Genomic DNA, 15,480 nt, shown 5'->3' on the forward strand with positions numbered 1-15,480 from the left:
TTTTAATCAGGAATTTTATGTGATGCCAATCAATTTATCTTTTATTTATCAAAGTTATCATCTGCATCCCTTTAAATGGAACTTTTGTATCTAAAAAGGTGGATGGGCGTCATCAAGGCGCTCAAATTATTTTGGGATAAAGAATGAAGAAGACGACTTTGCTTGCAGCGTCAATTGCACTGGCACTGGCCGGTTGCGGCGGCAGCGACAACAATGACAACCCCACAGCCAAATCATTTTCGGTCACAGCCATTGATGGTTATCTGGTGAATGCCGACGTTTATGCCGGCGAAAACTGCCAAACCAAAGTGGCGACAACCGGCAAAGGCGGTATTGCCCGGATCGATGGCCAATATCAGGGACAAACACTGTGTGTTAAGGCTGTTGCCGACAAGACCATGGATGAAAGCCGCGGCTTGGTGAAAAAAAACTTTGAGCTCAAGGCCCCGGCAAGCAAAGATGCCAACAGCCAAGTGATCAGCCCGCTGACCGACTTGGTTGTCAAGCATATGGATGCCAACCAAGGTGTATCCAAGGCGGATGCCGAACAAGCCGTGTCGGCTCAATTTGCAGAACTTAAAGCCGAACCAGAGCTGCTGTTTGGTGACTATCTGGCCAAGAGTAGTGCCAACAAGGTCGCTCAAGCGCTGAACATTGTCGGCGAGACGCTGGTTAGCCATCAGGGCCTGGCTGAAGCGCATCTGCAACGCTTGGTTGAAGATGTGGCTGCCAAGGTAGAAGCCGGTGACAAACTCGACGACTACGAGCCGGTGATCACCCCAGAAGGCGGTGTAGAGTCCAACCACAGGCCTCATATTGCCTTGAGCCAGACTGAGCTGGACAAGCTGACCCAAATTGAAGTGGAACTGGGTCAGCCGATGACTGCCGTAGATTTGTCAGCCGCTTTTGCCGACAAGGACAACGACAGCTTCACTCTGAGCCTGATGGAGGAAGATGGCAACATAGCACTGGAAACCCTGGGCCTGGCATTCGATGCCAAAACAGGCGTACTCAGCGGTACACCTAAGGTAGCCGGTGAAATTGAGCTGCACGCTTACGCCACCGACAGCAAGGGCGCCCGCTCATACCCACTGGAAATTGAGATTGAAGTCAGCAGTATCAACCATGCTCCTGTCATCAACCCGGCTGAAAAAGCCGAACTGGAAGCTGAACTGGCACGCATGTCGCTGACAGTAGGCAATCAAATCGATCAGGTGATTGACCTGGATGAGCTGTTTGGCGATCAGGATAAAGATCAACTGACCTTCAGCGCCATGACGGATATGCAAGGTATCGCCCTGAAAATTGAGCAAGGTGACTCATTGCGTTTGTCCGGCAAGCCTCTGGTTGCCGGCGACTTTGTGATCACTGTGACAGTCAATGACGGCAAACATGCAGCTGTGAAGACCGACCTCAAAGTCAAGGTTGCCGATAACGGTGTCGAACCAGAGCCCAAACATCCGCTGGAAGGCAAAACCTGGTTCACTACAGAATGGGGTTCTGCCGACGAGAACGACGACGGTGTGATGCAAGTATGGTGCGACACTCTGGAGTTCAAAAACGGCTCTGTGCTGCGTAATGTCCGCACTCAAGACAACCTCAGCGAATGTTCCGCCACTGCAACCGTGGAAGTCTCCACTTATATCATTAATGAACTAGGCCAAATGGTGCTGGAGTACGGCGATGATGAAGGTGTTGAACATCAGGAAACCATCAAGCTGAACGACGCCATTGCCGGTGTCGGTGACAATGCCAAAGTGCTGCAACTATGGGACGGTCGCTATACCCTGTTCAGCAAAGCCGATGATGTAGAAAAACGTCTGGATATTGAGTCTGATGACGATGCCCAAGGTCGTATGTTTACAGCGGAGCTGCCGGCGGCCACGGAAGCGACCTATCAGCTCGGTCACCTGACCATGCAGATGACAGCTGCGGATAATGGCGGCGCCAAGGTGGGGCTCTACTTCGATGTGCCCAACACCGACTTCAGCTGTGATGAGGTAAGGGAGTTTTACGACCTCAACCTCAGCTACGAAGGTATGGAATATCGCATTCCTGCCTATCTGTTCCCCGGTGAAGAAAATAGTATCGAATACTGCCAGGCGCAATTCGATATCGAGCAACCTGTTGTCGGCAAAATTTACAGTGTTATAGGTCATGTTACCGAAGAGGATGCCGGTCTGGTGGAAGAGATTAAAGCCAATATCCAATGGACAGGGACAGGCAATAACGAGTGATACCGCTAAATAGAATCGGCGCCTTGACGGAATAGGGCTCTGATGCCGTGAACTCTACCAAGCCGGTGGGCAAGATGCTGACCGGCTTTTTTATCTCAAGTAAACCCGCTCTACCTTTCTTTAGTGGCTCGTAGCATGTAACGCCGCATATTTATTCCCCTTGGCAAAAACACAACTCCCGCCTGGCTTTGGCTTTAGCACTCACTTGGCATCACCCACAAACGTTGGAAAAGTCACAATCTTCAAACGGAATAGCAAACTGTTTATAACAGGTGGGAGTCCCCCGGAATCAGGCTATAGTTATTGTACATTTGTCTAATAGCCAATCCTTGATGGGGAAGTAAATGAATATTAGAGACTTAAGTGTCGTTAAAAAAATATGGGCGAGTTACCTGGTCGTCTTTGTGGTATTTGCTGCTGTAGCCATATTATTGGTACTGAGCCTGTCGGCATTGAACCAAAATATCAAGGTGCTGACCGACAAGAGCCTGCCTTCGGTGGCCATATTGAAAGGTATCCAGGTCGATATCACCAAGGTTCGAAAAGATGAGTTTTCACTGCTTCCCAATATAGATAACCCGCAAATAGGTGAATGGCTGCAAGGGCTGGATAAACTGAGAGCCGACGTTCAGGCGGGCATAGTCGCCTACGAAGCTTTGGAACTGAGCAGGCAAGAGCAGAACGCTTTTAAAGCCTTTAAAGACACCTGGAATCAATACATTCAGGAAACCCGTTCCTATAATGAACTATTGAAAAAAGGTGATGCGACAACCGCCAATCAGGTGATCCTCTCCAGCTTTGATACCTATTCCCGCGCCTTGACGAGTCTCGACAATACCTTGGGGCTCAATGATGAATTAATCAATAAAATCAGTGATGACGTTCAGCATGAAGCCTCATTGACCCAGTACGGTGCTGCCATAGGCGCGCTCATCATCATAATGGTGATAGCCCTCTCCTCTACCTTGCTCTCGCGGGCAATTTGCCGCCCCATAGACAGGGCCCTGAAATTCGCCGCCAAGATAGCCAAGGGACAACTGAATAACGCCATAGATGAGCAGGCCCTGACCAAGGATGAGCTGGGAACACTACTGAAAGAGTTGGTCACCATGCAGGCCAACCTCCACTCTCTGGTGTCTGAGATCAGCGACTCCACCATCCAACTGACCGCAGCGGTGGAGGAAGTGAGTGCCATTTCGGCGCAAAATGCCTCGAGTATGCAAAACCAGCAATCAGAGCTCAGCTCTGTCGCATCGGCCATGACCCAAATGCAGGCAGCAGTCGCCGAAGTGGCCCAAAACACCGAGGCCGGGGCAACGTCGGCCTATTCGGCAACCGAAGTGGCCAAACAAGGCACTGCTACCCTGCAACGCACAGTGGCGGTTATCGAGCAAGTGTCCAAGAGCATTCAGCAATCCGATCTATTGGCAAGGGAGCTGGAATCAAGCTCAAACAACATCAATATGGTGGTCGACGTTATTCGCGGCATCGCGGAACAAACCAACCTCCTGGCACTGAATGCCGCCATAGAAGCGGCTAGAGCCGGTGAGCAAGGACGTGGATTTGCCGTGGTCGCGGACGAAGTGCGCTCTTTGGCGCAGCGCACCCAGGATTCAACCTCGCAAATTGTCGACATCGTCAATCAACTGCAGGAAAACAGCAGCAAAATCGGTCTTTCCAGCCAAGAATGTCAGACGGGTATCACCCAATGCGTAGAGCAGGTTAACGAAGCCGGAAACCAAATAACCGAAATAGAGCATTCGGTGGAAAACATCGCCCAAATGAGTACTCAAATTGCTACCGCCTGCAGTGAGCAAAATGCGGTATCGGAAGAGTTGAACCGCAGTGTCGACCATATCAATAACGTGTCGACCGAAATGGCCGAAGGGGCATCGCAAACGGCCATAGCGTGCCAGGAGATCAGCAACTTAACCCATAGCCTCAAAGCCAGGATGGAAGTATTCAAGCTCTGAGTCAACATTAACCCGGCTTCTGTGGCTTACGGCGAATCCCGCCAAGCCACAGAAGCCGGCTCACCATGGAAACAACCGATAAGCTGACTGGATAAAGCGTGTAGTCAGTTTGCCTTTATCAAGGCTAGAAAACCTCTGCCAAGGCTGACTTATCCAGTGGACAGGCTTTCAGATCATTAAACGCGGCATCGCCCTGTATCTGATGCCAGATTGACATCAGCATTCTGCTCATTGATAAGCATAGCGACCCACTCATTTAGATTGGCTCCTTGCTCTTCCCTGAGCTCTGCCACCTTGGTTGCCAAGAGCGGGACGTCCCAAGCTTCTATAAAAAAACGCCCCGGTGATTTACTGCCTTACCGGGGCGTTTGGTTGGAGGGTTGCGGCCTGAGGCCGCTTTTACAGTAAAGCAGCGCTGTTATTCGAAGCACTGTAACTCAAAGCACTGTTATTCAAAGTGCTGTTACTCAAAGGCGATTCGAAGAACAGCCATTCCAATCACTGTCAGTCGAAGAAGCGTCGTCCTTCTGCGGCCATGGTCTTGAGCAATTCACTCGGGGCGAATCTGTCGCCGAAGCGGCTCTGGAAGCGTTCCAGCTTGGCCAGCAACTGATCGGCGCCCATGGTGTCTATATAGTGGAAAGGCCCACCGAGGAAAGGCGGGAAGCCAATGCCGAAGATGGCGCCAATATCGCCGTCGCGGGCAGAGGCTATGATGCCCTCTTCCAGACACCGCACCGCTTCATTGAGCATCTGCACCACACAGCGCTCTGCCAGGTTGGCATTTTCGGCGCCAACACCCGGCGCTATCCCCAGCACCTGATAAACACTCTTGTCCACTTCCTTCTTCTTGCCGGCTTTGGGACCATAGAGATAGAAGCCCTTGGCGTTCTTGCGCCCCTTGCGGTCATCGGCGAGCAGCTTATCGAAGGCAGAGGGGGCAGCGAAACGCTCACCCAACTCTTTTTCGAGTATCGGCGAAATCTTGGCGCCCACATCAATACCCACTTCATCGAGCAGAGTGATAGGGCCGACCGGGAAGCCAAACTTCACCAGCGCCTTATCCAGGCTCTCGACACTGTTGCCCTCGAGCAGCAGCTGCGCCGCTTCATTCATATAGAGCGCCAAAATACGATTCACATAGAAACCGGCGCCGTCTTTCACCACTATCGGCGTCTTGCCCTGTTTGCGGGCAAAGGCCACTGTGGTGGCTATCGTCTGGGGGGAGGTCTTGTCGTGAGCAATCACTTCCACCAGCGGCATCTTCTCTACCGGCGAGAAGTAATGCAAGCCGATGACGTTTTCCGGCCTGGCGGCGGCTTCGGCAATCTGACCTATGGGCAGAGACGAGGTGTTGGACGCAAAAATAGTGTGTTCACCGCATTCGCGTTCGATATCCCGCACCATTTGATGCTTGAGGTTGAGATCCTCAAATACCGCCTCGACCACTATGTCGGCATCCTTGACCCCGACATAATCTGTAGTCGTCGTCATCAAGGCCATCTGCTTATCACGCACCGCTGGGGTCATATGCCGACGCTTGACGCCCTTATCCAGCAACTTATAGGCATAGCCCAGCGCATTGCTGAGTCCCTGCTCACTGATATCCTTGACCCGCACCAGAATTTTGGCCTTGGTGGTGGTCACTGAGGCGATACCGCCGCCCATCAGGCCACCGCCGAGCACTACGGCCTTGTGAACCGGACTGGGCTCAGCACCTTCGGCGCCGGTTTCCTTTTTCATTTCTGTGGTGGCAAAGAAGATGGAGCGCAGCGCCGCCGACTCGGGCGTCATCACCAGCTCGCCGAAATGGCGCGCCTCTGTGGCCAAACCTGCCTCTAGCCCCTGGCTCATCCCCACCCGCACACAGTCGATGATCTTGTCCGGCGCCGGATAGTTACCCTGGGTTTTTCTGGCAACCTGTTTACGGGCCTGATCAAAGATGATTTTCTGCCCAAAGCCGTTGCTTTCGAGCAGCTTGTTCATCATAGGCTTATTATTTTTGCCTTTACCGCGCTTGGCTTTGCCGGCCAATGCCAGTTCAACCGCCGCCCCCAGCAGAATCGACTTGGGCACCACATCGTCCACCAGCCCCATCTTCAGCGCCTGCTTGGGGCGAACCTGTTTACCGGTAAGCATCATATCAAGCGCTGTGGTGATCCCCACCAGGCGTGGCAGACGCTGGGTACCACCACCGCCCGGCAGCAGACCGAGCTGAACTTCCGGCACCCCCAACATGGTTTTCTTGTCGTCACTGCACACCCGCAGATGGCAAGCCAGTGCCAGCTCGAGGCCGCCACCGAGACAGGCGCCGTGAATGGCTGCAACCACGGGGATCTTCAGCCCTTCAAGTTCGGCAAACACCTTATGCCCTGAGCTCGACAGCTCGCGGGCATCGGCGGCGCTTTGACAGGCATCGAGCATGGAGATATCGGCGCCGGCCACGAAGGAGTCAGGCTTGCCTGAAATGATCACCAAGCCCTTGATACTGCTGTCCGCTTTGATTTCGCTCAGCAAGGCGCTAATCTCAGGGCCGAATTCGGCCTTGAGGGTATTCATGCTTTCGCCGGGTACATCCATGGAAAGAATGGCAATGCCATCGTCGCGGCGGCTGAGGCTAAAACTCTTGTTGCTGTTTTCCATCTGCAATTACTCCACTTCCACTATCATTGCCACACCCAGACCACCGGCCGCACAGGCGGTTGTCAGCCCCGTACCGCCACCGCGGCGTTTCAGTTCATTACACACTTGAGTTATCAAGCGAGTGCCCGTGGCCGCAAACGGATGGCCATAGGCCAGCGAGCCGCCGAGCACGTTGAACTTGCTCATATCGATTTCACCAATGGCGCGGCTCTGACCGAGTTTTTCCTCGGCAAACTTCTTCGAGGCAAACATCTTCATATTGGCCAAAGTCTGGGCGGCAAAGGCTTCATGCATCTCTATCAGGGTCAGATCTTCGAGCTGCATACCGGCGCGTTTCAGCGCCAGTGGCGTGGCGTAGGATGGCCCCATCAGCATATCCTCCCAAACATCTATGGCGCTGAAGGCATAGCTCTTGATATAGCCAATGGGGGTGTAACCCAGGGCCTTGGCTTTGCCTTCGCTCATCAGGATCACCGCCGAGGCGCCATCGGTCAGCGGGGTACTGTTGGCGGCGGTGACACTGCCGTGCTTGCGGTCGAATACGGGTCTGAGTTTGGCGTAAGACTCAAGGGACGAGTTGTCGCGGATATTGTTGTCACGCTCGATAAAACTCTTGTAGGGCGGCACATGAGCCACCATGACTTCATCCTTGAGCTTGCCTTCATTCCAGCTCTGGCTCGCCAGGGTATGAGAGCGGTGGGCCAGCGCATCCTGATCGGCACGGCTGATGCCGTGGCTCTTGGCCATCTGCTCGGCGGTTTGCCCCATGGACAGGCCTGTGGAATATTCGGCCACAGCAGGCGGCACAGGCAAGAGATCTTTAAACCCCAGACGGCGAACTATGTTCCACTTCTGTCCCAGGGTGCGGGCCTTGTTGAGATCGACCAAGGCATGGGCCAACTTGCGGGACACCCCGATAGGCAGCACAGAGGAGGAGTCCGAGCCCCCGGCTATGCCTATTTCGATATTGCCCGTCATGATCGACTCGGCAATATTGACAGTGGACTGAAAACTGGTGGCACAGGCACGGGTAACACTGTAGGCATCTGTGTGCAAATTCATGCCGGTACCCAGGACAATTTCACGGGCAATATTGGGCGCTGCCGGCATCTGTACGACCTGGCCGTAGACAAGCTGCTCAATCAGCTTGGGGTCCAATTCACTGCGACTGAGCAGCTCATTGACCACCATCTTGCCCATATCCAGCGCCGATACGCCGTGAAACGCCGTCGCCTGTTTGGCGAACGGGGTACGCAGACCGGCCACTATGGCAATCCGCTCGCCCCTGGCATTGGTTACCTGTTGTCTGTCACTCATTTGTCACCCTCTTTACAGTGGCGCACGCCGAAAACTGGCCCTGACGCTGCGCTTTATTGTTTTTCCATAAGAGACCCGTACTGCCCTAAACAGGTCTGACCATTAAAAATGTGATCTGATTCTAACTTCTTGTTGGCCGGTTTTAAACACCTGTTTGTTTTTTTAACACTAGCCAAGGGCGCAGGGAATTCTTTACCATAACCGCTGTCTATAGTTGGGCCTTAAAATAAAACGAGTAGCATCATGCCTTTGAGTCGATTTCATGCACTGCGGACCTATCTGGATCAAGTGATCATAGGTCAGCCAATTTTGACCGAAAACCTGCTTATCGCTCTGATAGCCGATGGCCACCTGTTAGTGGAAGGACCACCTGGGCTGGCCAAGACCCGGGCCGTTAAAGCGCTGTGTGATGGCATTGAGGGCGACTTTCACCGCATTCAGTTTACACCGGACCTGCTGCCGGCCGATTTGACCGGCACCGACATCTATCGCGCCCAAACCGCGACCTTTGAGTTTGAGGCGGGGCCGATATTTCACAACCTTATTCTGGCGGATGAAATCAACCGCGCCCCGGCCAAGGTGCAGTCGGCCCTTTTGGAAGCCATGGCCGAAGGCCAGGTAACTGTGGGCAAGCACTCCTACAAGTTACCGCCGCTGTTTTTAGTGATGGCGACCCAAAACCCGCTGGAAAACGAGGGCACCTACCCGTTGCCGGAAGCCCAGCTTGACCGCTTCCTGATGCACCTGAACCTGGATTACCCGGAAGCAGACACTGAGCTTGAGATCCTGCGTTTGTCCCGCAGCGAAGCCAAGACCCACGGCATGGAGAAAGTCACTCCCATAGGCCAGCAGGAAGTGTTCCTCGCCCGGGAGCAAGCGCTGGAGCTGTATCTGGCCGAACCGCTGGAGCGTTATATTGTCGACTTGGTGATGGCGACCCGTCAGCCTCAGCGCTACAGCGACCAGCTTGCCAAGTGGCTGGAATACGGTGTCAGCCCGCGGGCGACCCAATCCATCGAGCGCTGTGCCCGCGCCCGCGCCTGGTTATATGAACGTGACTTTGTCTCCCCTGAAGATATTCAAGCCGTGGTGCCCAATGTACTGCGCCACCGTTTGCTGCTGAGTTATCAGGCGCAGGCCGAAGGGGTCAGCCGCGATCAGGTGATTGACCATGTGCTCAATCAGGTGGCCGTTCCCTGATGAAAGCCGCAACAACAGACTCTTCACTGCCACTGTTTGCCGACGGCCTCCACCTGTGTGAGGCCGAGCTGCTAGCCTGCCAGAATATCGCCCGCGCTCTGGGTGACAGGCAGGGAAAAGCCCGCGCGGCCATGGCCGGTCACAGAGCCAGCCTGGTCAAAGGCCGCGGCATGGAATTTGCCGAAGTGCGTCACTATCAACAGGGCGATGATGTCCGCACCATAGATTGGCGGGTCACAGCCCGCACCGGCAAGGCGCATACCAAGCTGTTTGTCGAGGAGCGTGAGCGCCCTATTCTGCTGTTGGTGGATATGAAGCACAGCCTCTATTTCGGCTCCCAGCTGTTATTGCAATCAGTACAGGTGGCACATCTGGCGGCGACCTTGGGCTGGAATGCCATCATGCAGGGCGACCGTCTCGGCGCGCTGGTGGTGGGCGATAACGCCCACAGAGAGCTTAAGCCAAGAGCACGCAACCAGGGGATCCTGGCTCTGATATCGGCGCTGGTGGCGGTACACAAGTCGCAGCTCGAAGCGCTGGACAGCCCCCATGAAGATGGTCAGGCATTAATGCTCCAGGCCTGTCAGCGTCTGGCACGACTGGCCAAACCCGGCTCCCTTATCTGGATAATCACAGACGGCAACGGTTTTGGCAGCGAATGTCAGCAGGCGCTGTCGGAACTCAAACGCCACTGCGAGCTGGCGGCCTTTGTGGTAACAGATCCCATGCGCCAAGGCACACTCGAGCTGCCGCGGCAGTTTGCCCTGCCGGTACGGGAGTCGGGCCGCAGCCTGATCCTGGATCGCAGCGGTTATGATGCCTGGCTCGGTCGTCAGCGCGCCAACCTGGCGCAGTTTGATACCCTGATGCAACAACTCAAGGTCCCGGTTCGCACTCTGGATGCCGGCCGGCGCCTCAATCAACAATTGACACTGTTAAGATGAATCCCAATCAAGCCAATCCGGCGCTGAGTGCGCTCAAGGATATTCAACTGCCGGCCGAGGTGCCCTTTTGGCCTCCGGCTCCCGGTATTTGGCTGCTGATGCTGCTGGCCTTGTTACTGCTTGGCGCCGCGGCATTCTTTGGCTATCGGCGCCTGCAGGCAACCAAGGCTCACAAGGCGGTGGCTCAAGCCGCCATGACTGAACTGACACAGCTGCAGGACCAGGACCCGGAGCTGCTATCCAAGATGAGCGCATTGTTGAAACGCACCGCCATCAGCTATGGTGAGCGCACCCAGGTGGCCGGACTCAGCGGTAAATCCTGGGCCGAGTATCTGGATAACGCACTGCCAGCCGAGCAGCGCGGTCGCTTCGCCTCTTTGCTCGAAAATCAATACCGCAGCCAACCGAGCGCTGCCCCCACCGAGTTGCGGGCGCTTTGTGTTTGCTGGCTCAAGCGCGCGCCCAAACACTTTGCCAAGGGAGGCAAGCCAAGATGCTGACCCTCTATTGGCCCTGGTTACTGCTGCTTATTCCCTTGCCGCTGCTGCTAGCCTATCGCCCCGCCGTCAACAGCGGCGGGCAACTGCAACTGCCCGGCGTCGATGCCCATGCCCGCGAGCAGCAACAAAGCAAACGCAGAGCGCCCTTGAGTCTCTGGCTGCTGTGGTGCCTGTTGCTGCTGGCCATCGCCCGGCCACAGTGGCTTGGCGATCCCATAGAGCTGCCCACCGAAGGGCGGGATCTGATGCTGGCGGTGGATCTCTCCGGCAGTATGCAGATTGAAGACATGGTGCTCGATGGCAAAGCGGTAGACAGATTCACCCTGATCCAGAAAGTGGTCAGCGACTTTATCGAGCGCCGCGCCGGCGATCGTATCGGCCTGATATTGTTTGCCGATGCCGCCTACCTGCAGGCTCCACTGACTCAGGACAGACGCTCTGTGGCTCAGTATCTCAAGGAAGCCCAAATCGGCCTGGTGGGCAAACAGACCGCCATTGGCGATGCCATTGCCCTGGCGGTAAAACGCTTCGATAAGGTGAAAGACAGCAACCGGGTGTTGGTGCTTTTGACCGACGGCTCCAACAATGCCGGCAGCATAGTGCCGGATCAGGCCGCCGCTATTGCCGCCAAGCGCGGCATCACCATCTACACCATAGGTGTGGGCGCCGATGTGATGGAGCGTCGCACCCTGTTTGGCCGTGAACGGGTCAACCCCTCGATGGATCTGGATGAAGCCCAGCTGCAACGGATAAGCGATGCCACCAAGGGGCGCTATTTCCGTGCCCGGAATACCGAAGAACTGGAACAGATCTATCAGGAAATCGACAAGCTGGAGCCCGTCAGCCGTGACGCCCTCAGTTACCGGCCGCAATCCGAGCTGTTTTACTGGCCGCTGGGACTGGCGCTGGCGCTAAGCGCACTATTGCAGCTGCAAAGCCTGTTGCTCAGCGTCTGGCCAGGGCGTTGGGGGAGGAAATCATGAGTTTGCACTTTATCCGTCCCGAATGGCTGTGGGCCTTAGTGCCTCTGGCATTGCTGTTAGTGCTGCAAAGTCGCCGTCAAGCGGGCCAATCTGACTGGGATCGTTATATTGCGCCGCATCTGGCGCCACTGCTGTTGACCCAAGGCAGCAAAAGCCGCCGAAATCGCCTGCCCTGGCTTGGTCTGGCCTGGTTGGTGGCAGTACTGGCCTTAAGCGGCCCGGCGCTTTACAAGAAACCCCTGCCGGTATTTGCCAGCAGCACAGGACGGGTGCTGGTGATGGATATGTCTTTATCCATGTATGCCACAGACGCCGCCCCCAACCGTTTGACCCAGGCCAGATTCCGCGCCACGGATCTGCTGGAGCAACTCAATGAAGGGGAAACCGCCCTGCTGGCCTACGCGGGTGACGCCTTTGTCATCAGCCCCTTGACCCGGGATCGCAACACCCTGCTCAATCTGTTGCCAACCCTGAGCCCGGCCATCATGCCAGTGCGCGGCTCCAATTTGGCCGCAGCGCTGGAGAAAGCCAAGGAGCTGCTCAGCCAGGGCGGCCACCTGCAGGGCGATATCATATTGATGACAGATGGCGTCGGCAGCCGTCAGCTCAATGCCGCCAAACAGGCGATTGAGGGCAGTCACTACCGCTTGGGCATTCTGGCGATAGGTTCATCCCAGGGTGCACCGATAAGGCTGCCGGATGGGCAACTGCTCAAGGACAGCCGAAATGAAGTGGTAGTACCGGCCACCGATTTTGGTCTGCTCAGCGAGCTGGCGAGTGCCGGGAACGGCATTCTGGTGCCCTACAGCAACGACGGCAAAGATCTGCAAACGCTGCAGCAGTGGCTCGCCACCAGCTCGGATGCGACAGAAACAGATCTTGCCGGCGATACCTGGGTCGACCTTGGCCCCTATCTGGCATTCTTGCTGTTGTTGCCGCTGCTCTTAAGCTTTCGCAGCGGCCTGCCGGTGCTGGTGCTGCCCTTGAGTCTTGGCCTGCTTGTCAGCCCACCTAGCCAGGCAAGCGGCTGGGATGATCTCTGGCAAACCCGGGATCAGCAGGGAATGCAGGCATTCAAGCAAGAGGATTTTACCACTGCCGCCGACAAGTTTGTTGACCCGGCCTGGCAAGGCAGCGCCCGCTACCGCAGCGGCGATTATCAAGGCGCGCTGCAAGCCTTCGAGCAAGATGACAGTGCCACAGGCTTATACAACCAAGGCAATGCCCTGATGCAGCTTGGCCAATATGAAGAAGCCATCAAGCGCTACAGTGACGCCCTGACACAAGTGCCCGATATGCAGGATGCCATCGACAATAAGGCGTTGGCGGAATCCTTGCTAAAGCAGCGAGAGCAGCAACAAGATCAACAGAGCCAGGATAAGCAAGAGGATCAAAGCCAGCACGATCAACAACAGAATTCTCAGTCCGGCAAGGATCAGAGTCAGGGCAGTCAGGACAGCGCCCAGGGTGACAACAGCCAGGGCCAGGGCCAAAACCAGGACAAAGAGCAAGGCCAAGACAGCCAAGCCGACCAGGGCTCAAGCAAGGACTCGCACCAGGGCTCAGATAAAGACGCTAACAAAGAGAATAGCGAGCCTTCCACTGCCGACTCGCAGCGAAATGATGCTGACAATGCCGCCGAGAAGGACGCCAAAGGCGATCAGAACCCGCAAAATGCCGAGGATAACACTGGCGCAGGCTCTGAGCCTGAGATGCAGGCTTCTTTGCCGCAAGAGCAAGAGTCGCAAAATGAGTCAAGCGCAGCTGCAGGTCAAAACGGTGCAGCTAAGCAGGATGGCTCAGAGACTGATGCCGACAAGGCTAACTCGGCGAGCCTTGCCGAGCAACAAGAAGGGCCAAACGATGAGCAAAGTGATGAACAGATTAAGGCACAAGTTGCCGCCTCGTCACTCGAGGACACCGAGCCCCTGCCCCCTGAAATGGAGCGGGCGCTGAAGGCATTGGTGGATGACCCGGCCACTTTGCTGCGCAACAAGATGCAACTCGAGTATCAAAAACGCCGCCAGCGCGGCGAGACACCCAAGGACAATGAACAGTGGTAACTAGACTTATTCCTCTATTGCTTCTGTGCCTGCTGCCGCTCAAGGCACTGGCACTGACACAGCTTCAAGCCTCGGTCGATCGCAATCCCGTGACCGAGAGCGAGTACTTTATGCTGTCCGTGGTGGCAGATGATGAACTCGAAGCCCAGGCACTGGACACCTCGGCCCTGTTGAAAGACTTTATCGTCGGCCGCACCAGCGTCAGTCGCAGTACCCAGATCATCAACTTTGATGCCCGCAAGGAAACCCGCTGGCAAGTGATGCTGGCCCCCAAAACCACCGGCCAGGTTACTATTCCGGCCCTGAGTATCGATGGCGTCAGCAGCGATGCCATCGAATTGAAGGTAATGCCGGCCGGTAGTCGCCCCGAGGCGCAAAAAAACCTGTTCCTGCGTACCAGTATCTCGGCCAAGGAGGCCTATGTCGGCCAACTGCTCACCTACAAGGTAAAACTCTTTCTGGCCGTTGAGCTGCAGCGTGGGGTGTTGTCGGCCCCCTCTATCAGCGGCGCCCAGATAAAACAGCTCGGCGAGGATAAAGAAGGCAGTGAAATCGTCAACGGCCGCCGTTTTCGGGTGATAGAACGCAGCTACGGCATCATAGCCGATGAACCCGGCGAGCTGGCGATTTCCGGTGCCAACTTCTCTGGCGATGTGCTGGTCGATACCCCAAGACGGGGCATGTTCGCCTTTCAGGAAAGTCGCCCCATGCAGGCCCAGAGTGACAGCATGCTGGTCAGCATCAAGCCCATCCCGGCCGAATATCACGGCGACTGGCTGATATCGGATCTGGTGATGCTCAAAGAGGAATGGGACGACAAGCAGACTTTTGAAGTGGGTCGCCCTATTACCCGAAACCTGACACTGCTGGCATCCAATGCCGATGAAACCAGCCTACCGGAGCTTAAACTGAGCTTGCCGGACAATCTCAAGAGCTATCCGGAAAAGGCGCAGCGCAAGACCTTTGTTCGCGACAATCAACTGGTATCGCAACTGACCCAGACCATTGCCATAGTGCCCTCGAAGCCGGGGAGCTATACCCTGCCGGAGATCAAGGTGCCTTGGTGGAATCCGCATTTGAAACAGCAGGAGTTCGCCCTGCTACCGGCGCGCACTATCCAGGTGGCCCCCGCCGCCGATATGCCGCAACCAACCATCAACCAACCTGCGCAGGAGCCCGGCAGCAGCGCAGGTTTCTGGCCTTGGTTGACAGCCCTGTTTGCGTCGCTGTGGCTGGCCACCTGTGTGTTGTGGCTAAAGGCGCGCAGGCAGCAAGCTCCTACCGCTCCGGCAACAGTGTTGCAAGCTCAAACAAGCCAAACCCAGCCGGGATTGAGCCAGGCTTGTCAGCAAGGGGACTTGAGCCAGGTGTTCAAGGCGTTGCAGCAGGAACTCAGTGATATCACAGGCCATAGCGTCACACTCGATGAACTGCCGAAACTGGCCCCTGAGTTGGCCGCCGTGGTCGCCAAGATTCAGGCCAGCCGCTATGGCAGACAAAGCGGCGATCCCGGTCAGCATTTCCCGGCGCTGCTGCAGGCCTTTGAGCGCTTCAAGAGTCAGTACTCCAACGCCGCCGGTACGGCCTCAGTGCTGGCGCCGCTAAACCCTTAATCGACTG

The 15,480-nt window shown here is 55.8% G+C and carries 10 protein-coding genes; 8 read left to right on the forward strand and 2 right to left on the reverse strand.

Annotated elements, in window-relative coordinates; genetic code table 11:
• Positions 1-143: 143 nt before the first annotated feature.
• Together E1N14_RS13185 and E1N14_RS13190 are read left to right on the forward strand one after the other, a co-directional pair.
• A complete protein-coding gene (locus E1N14_RS13185; protein WP_025011128.1) occupies positions 144-2,237 on the forward strand; it encodes a putative Ig domain-containing protein in 2,094 nt (697 codons plus the stop codon).
• Positions 2,238-2,581: 344 nt separating this feature from the next.
• Positions 2,582-4,210 (forward strand): methyl-accepting chemotaxis protein, encoded by a 1,629-nt coding sequence (locus E1N14_RS13190; protein ID WP_025887179.1) that lies wholly within the window; start codon positions 2,582-2,584, stop codon positions 4,208-4,210.
• Between the two features lie 504 nt (positions 4,211-4,714).
• Here the strand turns inward: E1N14_RS13190 and fadJ are convergent.
• Positions 4,715-6,853 (reverse strand): fatty acid oxidation complex subunit alpha FadJ, encoded by a 2,139-nt coding sequence (gene fadJ / locus E1N14_RS13195; RefSeq protein WP_037437251.1) that lies wholly within the window; start codon positions 6,851-6,853, stop codon positions 4,715-4,717.
• Between the two features lie 6 nt (positions 6,854-6,859).
• A complete protein-coding gene (fadI, locus tag E1N14_RS13200; protein ID WP_025011130.1) occupies positions 6,860-8,170 on the reverse strand; it encodes an acetyl-CoA C-acyltransferase FadI in 1,311 nt (436 codons plus the stop codon).
• Positions 8,171-8,413: 243 nt separating this feature from the next.
• Here fadI and E1N14_RS13205 point away from each other — a divergent pair, with 243 nt between their 5' ends.
• From E1N14_RS13205 to E1N14_RS13230, 6 genes are read left to right on the forward strand one after another with little or no spacing between them, the layout of a single operon-like run.
• A complete protein-coding gene (locus tag E1N14_RS13205) occupies positions 8,414-9,370 on the forward strand; it encodes an AAA family ATPase (RefSeq protein WP_028780795.1) in 957 nt (318 codons plus the stop codon).
• Positions 9,370-10,314 carry a DUF58 domain-containing protein gene (locus E1N14_RS13210; protein WP_025011131.1) on the forward strand — a complete coding sequence of 315 codons (945 nt, stop codon included), beginning with the start codon at positions 9,370-9,372 and terminating at the stop codon, positions 10,312-10,314. The genes E1N14_RS13205 and E1N14_RS13210 overlap by 1 nt, the downstream gene beginning before the upstream one ends.
• A complete protein-coding gene (locus E1N14_RS13215) occupies positions 10,311-10,814 on the forward strand; it encodes a DUF4381 domain-containing protein (protein WP_025011132.1) in 504 nt (167 codons plus the stop codon). Before E1N14_RS13210 ends, E1N14_RS13215 begins: the two co-directional genes overlap by 4 nt.
• Positions 10,808-11,797, forward strand: coding sequence for a vWA domain-containing protein (locus tag E1N14_RS13220; protein ID WP_025887175.1), 990 nt, complete (start codon positions 10,808-10,810; stop codon positions 11,795-11,797). Before E1N14_RS13215 ends, E1N14_RS13220 begins: the two co-directional genes overlap by 7 nt.
• Positions 11,794-13,860 (forward strand): vWA domain-containing protein, encoded by a 2,067-nt coding sequence (locus E1N14_RS13225; RefSeq protein WP_062793382.1) that lies wholly within the window; start codon positions 11,794-11,796, stop codon positions 13,858-13,860. The genes E1N14_RS13220 and E1N14_RS13225 overlap by 4 nt, the downstream gene beginning before the upstream one ends.
• Positions 13,854-15,473 carry a BatD family protein gene (locus E1N14_RS13230; RefSeq protein ID WP_062793381.1) on the forward strand — a complete coding sequence of 540 codons (1,620 nt, stop codon included), beginning with the start codon at positions 13,854-13,856 and terminating at the stop codon, positions 15,471-15,473. The genes E1N14_RS13225 and E1N14_RS13230 overlap by 7 nt, the downstream gene beginning before the upstream one ends.
• The last annotated feature ends 7 nt before the right edge of the window (positions 15,474-15,480 follow it).

This window comes from Shewanella algae, assembly GCF_009183365.2.
GTDB lineage: Bacteria > Pseudomonadota > Gammaproteobacteria > Enterobacterales > Shewanellaceae > Shewanella > Shewanella algae.

Excerpts from the sequence above, each read along its gene's own strand:
- E1N14_RS13185 (WP_025011128.1), top strand. The coding sequence starts at position 144 with ATGAAGAAGACGACTTTGCTTGCAGCGTCAATTGCACTGGCACTGGCC.
- E1N14_RS13190 (WP_025887179.1), top strand. The coding sequence starts at position 2,582 with ATGAATATTAGAGACTTAAGTGTCGTTAAAAAAATATGGGCGAGTTAC.
- fadJ (WP_037437251.1), bottom strand. The coding sequence starts at position 6,853 with ATGGAAAACAGCAACAAGAGTTTTAGCCTCAGCCGCCGCGACGATGGC.
- fadI (WP_025011130.1), bottom strand. The coding sequence starts at position 8,170 with ATGAGTGACAGACAACAGGTAACCAATGCCAGGGGCGAGCGGATTGCC.
- E1N14_RS13205 (WP_028780795.1), top strand. The coding sequence starts at position 8,414 with ATGCCTTTGAGTCGATTTCATGCACTGCGGACCTATCTGGATCAAGTG.
- E1N14_RS13210 (WP_025011131.1), top strand. The coding sequence starts at position 9,370 with ATGAAAGCCGCAACAACAGACTCTTCACTGCCACTGTTTGCCGACGGC.
- E1N14_RS13215 (WP_025011132.1), top strand. The coding sequence starts at position 10,311 with ATGAATCCCAATCAAGCCAATCCGGCGCTGAGTGCGCTCAAGGATATT.
- E1N14_RS13220 (WP_025887175.1), top strand. The coding sequence starts at position 10,808 with ATGCTGACCCTCTATTGGCCCTGGTTACTGCTGCTTATTCCCTTGCCG.
- E1N14_RS13225 (WP_062793382.1), top strand. The coding sequence starts at position 11,794 with ATGAGTTTGCACTTTATCCGTCCCGAATGGCTGTGGGCCTTAGTGCCT.